This window comes from Coleofasciculus sp. G2-EDA-02, from assembly GCF_040226375.1.
Classification (GTDB): domain Bacteria; phylum Cyanobacteriota; class Cyanobacteriia; order Cyanobacteriales; family Coleofasciculaceae; genus Coleofasciculus.
The window spans coordinates 1-6635 of sequence record NZ_JAVKEW010000233.1 but is presented as its reverse complement, the minus strand read 5'-3'; the positions used below and the strand labels follow the sequence as shown (position 1 = coordinate 6635).

At 46.2% G+C, this 6635-nt stretch carries 6 protein-coding genes; 2 read left to right on the top strand and 4 right to left on the bottom strand.

Translation table 11 applies throughout. From position 1 onward, the window contains the following. Nucleotides 1–823: 823 nt before the first annotated feature. Nucleotides 824–1126 carry a hypothetical protein gene (locus RLO19_RS26925; RefSeq protein WP_446360454.1) on the top strand — a complete coding sequence of 101 codons (303 nt, stop codon included), beginning with the start codon at nt 824–826 and terminating at the stop codon, nt 1124–1126. A 148-nt stretch (nt 1127–1274) separates the two neighbouring features. Here RLO19_RS26925 and RLO19_RS26920 read toward each other — a convergent pair whose 3' ends face one another. The 3 genes from RLO19_RS26920 to RLO19_RS26910 form a co-directional block, all read right to left on the bottom strand. Continuing rightward, complete coding sequence (locus RLO19_RS26920) at nt 1275–2417, bottom strand: protein kinase domain-containing protein (RefSeq protein WP_446360453.1); 1143 nt, start codon at nt 2415–2417, stop codon at nt 1275–1277. Between the two features lie 97 nt (nt 2418–2514). Beyond that, a complete protein-coding gene (locus RLO19_RS26915) occupies nt 2515–3963 on the bottom strand; it encodes a bifunctional orotidine-5'-phosphate decarboxylase/orotate phosphoribosyltransferase (RefSeq protein WP_446360452.1) in 1449 nt (482 codons plus the stop codon). Next, complete coding sequence (locus tag RLO19_RS26910) at nt 3960–4460, bottom strand: low molecular weight protein-tyrosine-phosphatase (RefSeq protein ID WP_446360451.1); 501 nt, start codon at nt 4458–4460, stop codon at nt 3960–3962. The genes RLO19_RS26915 and RLO19_RS26910 overlap by 4 nt, the downstream gene beginning before the upstream one ends. Nucleotides 4461–4610: 150 nt before the next feature. Between RLO19_RS26910 and RLO19_RS26905 the strand changes: the two genes are divergently transcribed. Beyond that, a complete protein-coding gene (locus RLO19_RS26905; RefSeq protein ID WP_446360450.1) occupies nt 4611–5981 on the top strand; it encodes an SGNH/GDSL hydrolase family protein in 1371 nt (456 codons plus the stop codon). Between the two features lie 299 nt (nt 5982–6280). On the opposite strand, the gene RLO19_RS26900 is transcribed toward RLO19_RS26905, so the two are convergent. Beyond that, nucleotides 6281–6433, bottom strand: coding sequence for a hypothetical protein (locus RLO19_RS26900; protein ID WP_446360449.1), 153 nt, complete (start codon nt 6431–6433; stop codon nt 6281–6283). Between the last annotated feature and the right edge of the window lie 202 nt (nt 6434–6635).

The window sequence follows — 6635 nt, the reverse complement described above, 5'->3', positions numbered from 1 at the left end:
TTATAATAACAGTAACCCACTTAGGTCTACCTTCTTTGGCATGGGCTGAAGATAGTCGGGCTAGGTGTGATAGAGATGTAGTCCTTGCGCGTTAATGAACTCGACCACCGTTCGCTTTTATAGCGTCCTCCAAAAGAATAGTGCAAGATGCCAATAGGCATTATCCGGTTAGCATTCTAACCACAAACCGCTCGCAACCAAGCGGACTAACAAAATATCATTGCCTGCGGAAGGCGGGCGGCTGCCTGTGGACGTTGAGTAAGACCAAACCAAACATGGGTTTGGAGAGGCATCGACGGATGAAGCGGGAAACTCCGAAGACGAATAAGACCGTCATTGTTTTTAGAAGTTGGAAGCTCCAACTTCAGCGAAGCAAGTTGGGGTACTTCACTTCGGTGTATCCCAATGCCAGTAAACGTAACGTTAACACAGCAGTCAGGGGAATGAGGGAGCAGGTTCTGTGATATCGCGATCGCACTCCCGTCACTTTTAAATCACTAGGATACTGTGAGCTAGACCAATACTCCCCCATTTTACAGTCGTTAGTATAAAGGCGTTGCACTAGACTAGACGACCCACTACCTCCAGTGGGTCTTTTTCTTATATTTTCTCACGATAAACCCCTTAAAAGTTCCCTTTTTTGGATAGCCAATAGAAATATCCTGAGCGGATAAGTACCCCCCTTTTTTGCTCTGGCGATTAAAATCGCGGAACCACACAAATAAAGTCCGCCTGCGCGGACTAAACTATAAAGGGAGTAGTAAACTCGGATTTGATATCATTCCTCAAGCCAACCAACCTGACTGTATAGCCCAATAGAACTATGATATTGGATGAATTTACCCAATTAACGGCAAAACAGGAAAAATGTCCTTCTCAATTACCAAAAGCGCTGCAAGCGTTGTGGTATGACAAAAAGGGAGATTGGCACAGGGCGCATGATATCGTGCAGAATGCCAGCGATAGTGATAGTGCATGGGTTCATGCTTATCTTCACCGCGAAGAAGGCGACTTAAGCAACGCCCGTTATTGGTACAGACGCAGTGGACAGTTACAATTTAACGGTGAATTGAATCAAGAATGGGAGTTTATCGCGTCTAATCTGCTGGATAAAGTCAACGCCTAACGTAAATTTTAGGGATGGGTTTAGGCACATCAACCCACGATGGTGGGTAACACAGCAAAAATAGGGGAATAGATTTGACCATTAAATCGGGCGCACGTCGGTGCGCCCCTACGGTTTCTGGGCGTAAGGTGTGCCACACCACGACAACCTATTCTCCCAAAAACTGAGACTTTATATCCTCCAATTCTCTGTCCATTTGACTTTGGCTTTTTTGAGTATTAGCAGAACCTTTAGTCGGCGGTGTCGATTTTTGCGGCGTACTTTTAGGTGTTGGTGGTTGCAAAAATTCAGATTTTAAATCCGCTAATTCTTTATCTAAACCTTTCCCATATTGAGGATGATTGGGCTGTGGCTTAATTGGCGCTGAAGCCGGAGAGGGTGAAGGTTTTGCCGATTTAACCTTAGCTACAGGAGTTTGAGACTGTAAATCTTTAAGTATCTCCGCCACAGATTGGTAGCGCTGATTCATCGCATTGACTAACATCTTATCTAAAATTTTAGCCACGCGATCGCTCACTGGATTTTTTAACCCTTGTCGCCATACCCAAACCCCCTGATTGACATCAAATAAGTCGAAGGGATGGATTCCCGTCAGCAGATGGATACACGTCACACCTAGACTATAGATATCACTAGCAAACACCGCTTTACCGATACTTTGTTCTGGTGCGACATACCCCACCGAACCAATAACCGTCCCGGTTCTCGCTAAGGCTGTACCTGTCGCCACTTTCGATGCACCAAAATCTACCAAAAATAGTTGCTTATCCCGATTTCGACGAATAATATTTTCCGGTTTAATATCGCGGTGAATCACATGATGCTGGTGAACAAATTGTAAAACAGGTAACAAATTATTCAACAGATCACAAATTTGGGCTTCTGTAAATGCGCCTTTCCTTGCCAACTCCTGGGCTAAATCTTCGCCCTCAATAAACTCTTGCACCAAATATTGATGGCTATCTTGGGAAAAATACGCCAATAGTTCGGGAATCTGGGGATGTTTACCCAACTCATCTAATCGTGCTGCTTCTTGAGTAAATAACTGTGCCGCTTTTTGTACCGTACTGGTTCCCTGGGCTTGGGGAAAAAACTGCTTAATTACACAAGGGGGATGGGATGGTTTATCTTCATCCACGGCTAAAAACGTTCGCCCAAAACCTCCTTGTCCCAAGGGTTGAACCGTTCGATAACGTTCCTTGAGGCGTACTTTTGACCCACAGGTAAGGCAAAATTTTGTTCCGGCGGGATTTTGGGGGTTGGGACAGTTAGGATTGAGGCAGTAACTCATGGTGATAGTTGGCAATTCAGCGTCTATCTCTATTTTGCCTCTAAATGAGGAGTGGTTTTTTTAGTCGTATCTTTTTATCCTATAATTATAGAATCTTTTAGTCATGAGTAAATGACTGGAATTGTTCCTGAGTAATCCGCCCCGCTTGATACAGGGTTTGGGTAATTTCTGAAATTGTTAATACTGAATGTGCCTGATAACCATTGTCCCTCAATCTATCCTTCACCCCACCTTCGTGATCAATAAATACGACAATATCCTGCACGTTTAATCCCCCTGTCTCCAACTTCGCCGCCCCTTCCATCACACTCTTCCCACTAATCAAAATATCATCTACCACAACCACTGTTTCCCCTGGTTCAAAGTGACCCTCTATCACCCGTCGCGTCCCATGGGCTTTCACTTCTTTGCGGGGAAAAATCATTGGGTGATGCAGGCGCAGGGATAAGCCGGTTGCGGTGGGTAATGACCCATAAGGAATCCCGGCAATCCGGTCAAAGGTTAAATTTTGCAGAATCTCGGCATAAGCACTCAGCATTTGATGGAAAACTTGGGGATTAGAGATAACTTTCCGTAAATCAATATAGTAGGAAAAAACAGCTCCAGATGCTTGGACAAATTCACCAAATAGAATGCAGCCAATGTCATAAAGTTGGAGAATTAAATCCTGATGCGGATGTTTTTCTAGAAAACAAACATCCGGCATCCATAGATCACAAGCAGAACCCTGTTGAATCTTTTTCCCTCTTGCCTGATTAATCTCCTCTCGCAGGGGTTGTATCGCGGCGGCGGGTTCTTCTGTGGCTAACATATCCTGGGGAACTGGAATTAATAAACCCTCACCATTGCCATTTAAGCCGGCGGCTAAAATTTGGTTAAGTTCAGCACCTCCCTCCGCCCAGATACTCCGGGCTAAAATTAAGCGTTCTGGGGCAATTGCCCGAATTTTTGCCAATAGTGCTGGAGAGGTTGTGCCAACTTCTAGGGCTAAATCTTCGGGTGCGCCCCAGGTTTTGGCTTCCTTCACCACTTGCAGATAAAGCGGTGTTTGGGGTTGGGGATACTGCTGTATGGCAACAGCCGCCGGATTGGAGGTGCAGCAGAGAATAAAGACAGCTTTACCGGGATAAATTAAAAAGGGTGCAACATGGTCTTGTCCAGAATAAGGACTCAGCGTAACGGCATCAACCCGCCATTGAGTAAAAATGGTCTTTGCAAAAACAGTGCTAGTGTTTAGGTCACCATGTTTAGCATCTAAAATAATCGGAATGGAGTCAGGAACCGCCGCGAGTGTCTGTTCTAATAAGTCTAGTCCCGATGCGCCCAACGCCTTGTAAAAGCCAAATGTGGGCTTATACGCACAGACTAAATCCGCCGTTTGCTCGATAATGAAGTGGAGCCAATCCCTTAACCCATCAATGGGATCACCAGAGTGTCCTCCGGTGGAGTAACGTCTGGGCATCATTTCTGGGTTGGGATCGAGTCCGACTACGAGTAAACTTTGATGTTGTGCGATCGCGGCATTAAGTTTCAAGAAAAAGCTCATTGGGCTTTGCCTTTGGCAGGTAAGGAATAGGTCTTAATTACATACTCCAACAACCCCTCACAAGCATCAAGGAGTAAATCAATCACTTGGTTAAATCCCTCTGGACCCCCGTAGTATGGATCAGGAACGTCTCGTATGCGATGACGAGTGGCAAAATCACACATTAATCGCACCTTATCCCGATACTTCCCCGTAGCATCCAGGAACAGAATATCGCGTAAATTCTCCCGATCCATCGCCAAAATCAGGTCAAACGCTTCAAAGTCAGAGACTTGAAACTGTCGGGCTTTCCCCTTGAGGATGATTCCCCGTTGACTGGCGGCTAGAGTCATGCGTTCATCGGGAGGAGAACCAATATGATAATCACCCGTCCCCGCCGAATCGCAGACAATGCTGTCCTGAAGTTCCGCTTGTTCAATTAAGTGATTCATAATGTTCTCGGCGGAGGGAGAACGGCAAATATTACCAAGGCAGACAAAGAGTAGTTTGCAGGGCATAGGTATAATGGATAGTTCTGTACAAAATTGGATGTTTAACCCGCGATCAGCAGTGACTATCACGTTTTAATGTCGGTCATATAGCCGCATCCGTGTTAAGTTTAGCAACGCAGCCGCCCGATTCTGTGATGATTTGAGGAAAATTATTTGATGTTCAAGTCGCGCCGCCGTCGCACCTACCGTAAGCGCCGCAGTCCCTTGCCGTTGCTCGCGATCGTTTTGGCGATTCCGATCGCCTTTATTCTCTTAGAATTATCCACTCGGCTGTTGGTTGGTGTCATGGGCAAAAGCGCTGAGTTAGCTGCCTATGAGGGTGAACCAGCGATTGTGAATGTTTACCGCCTCAAGTTTTTGAATGACACGAACAAGCCTTATGATGGTTTATCCGAACAAGGGCGACTTGCCGCCCAACGTAGTCTTGCTGTAGGCTATCAGCTTGTTGGCGACCAAACCAGCAATTTTTGGCAGATTAATCCCCAAGGATTCCGCGACACTGAACCTGTTCCCTTAGCCAAACCCAACACTGAATTTCGGATTTTTTTGCTGGGAGGATCGACGGCGTTTGGTCAATGGAATCCCAGTAATCAAGCCACCATTGCTGCTCAACTGGAAGCGCGTCTGAATGAACGGGTTGCCCAACAGCAGCGTTCTCCGGAGAAATATCGACCGACAGATTTGCCCTTCTATAAACCGGATTTAGAAAAGGCGTTGGCATTACCTCCTAAGATTAAAGGCGGTCAATATCGGGTGATTAATGCGGCTGTACCGGGGTATGCATCGGGGAATGAATTGGCTCAGTTAGCGTTGCAGATTTTGCCCTATCAACCTGACGCGATCATTGTTTTGGATGGATACATGGACTTGCTCCTACCGAGCGATCGCATGGCAACGGATATTCCCCATATTGAAACATTTCTCAGTAATGCGTCTGGGCATTTTTGGACGCACCTCAGCCAAGAGTTAACCTCTGTGGTAACCAACACCTATCTTGTCAGAGCCATCCAATACTGGATATTAAATCCCCAACCCTCAGTCAGTCGGCTGAGTCTAGCCGCGTTGAATGGTACAGCACACTTGGTAAACTATCTTCCCGCTGATTCAGAGGAACTACAGGAACGAGCAATTCGATACCGCGATCGCCACAAGCAAATGATTCGCTTGGCAACTGGGGCATCCATTCCCTTAATTATCGCCATACAACCAGAAATTACCGGTCGCGGTAACCAAAAAATCTCACTCAGAGAGAAGGAAATTTTGATTGAATTAGGAGCCGTCTACCAACAACGCATCCAAGATGGCTATGTCGCTTTAGCCCAATCGCTACAGCAGCTTCAGAACTGGTATCCCCAAAATGTGAAAACCCTAAACTTCTACAACGTTTATCGCAATTTTTCAGATCGGGCGTTTTGGGATGCCATTCATTTGACCGAGGAAGCCAACCGAGTCATATCTGAGAGCTTATACCAAACGTTGAGTGCTTCACCCAAGCTGCAAGTGCCACCGTCTCGACCTATACCTTAGTTTGAAGGATTGGAGAAATGGGGAAGGAAAAGATTAAAATTAACCATAGAAGTACTAAGCCGAGGCATTAGGTGAAATCGGTTCTCAAACAGCAATTTCTGCCTTGCTCCAACTGCTGGAACATTTTGACTTCAAAACACGGAACTTAGAGTTCGGAACACGGAACCTGAAGTTCAGAACACGGAACGTGGAGTTCGGAACACTGAACTTGAAGTTCGGAACACGGAACGTGGAGTTCGGAACACGGAACGTGGAGTTCAGAACACTGAACGTGGAATTCAGAACACGGAACGTGGAATTCAGAACACGGAACGCCGAGCAAAAGACTCGAATGACCAAGTTTTGAGCAGCAACAGTGAGGATTGTTCTGGCGTAGTCGTGTCTTCACGCTTCGGTTTTCGGGGTTTCCGGGCAAATCCTTGTCCCATTTCCTCGACTTTTATGCTGTCCACCTCATTAAATAGGGCTAGGACTTACGCAACACCTCTATCTGTAGGGTGCGTTACGCTACGCGACGCTGCTGGCGAAATATTGCTTAACAAAACAATGAGCAAAAGCCTTGGCGATATGCTAGGAGAAAAGAACCTGGAGGAGAAAGAGCAATGCTTACTGCCAAAGCTAGTAGTGCTAGTGTTCCAGAACAAACTCGACGGG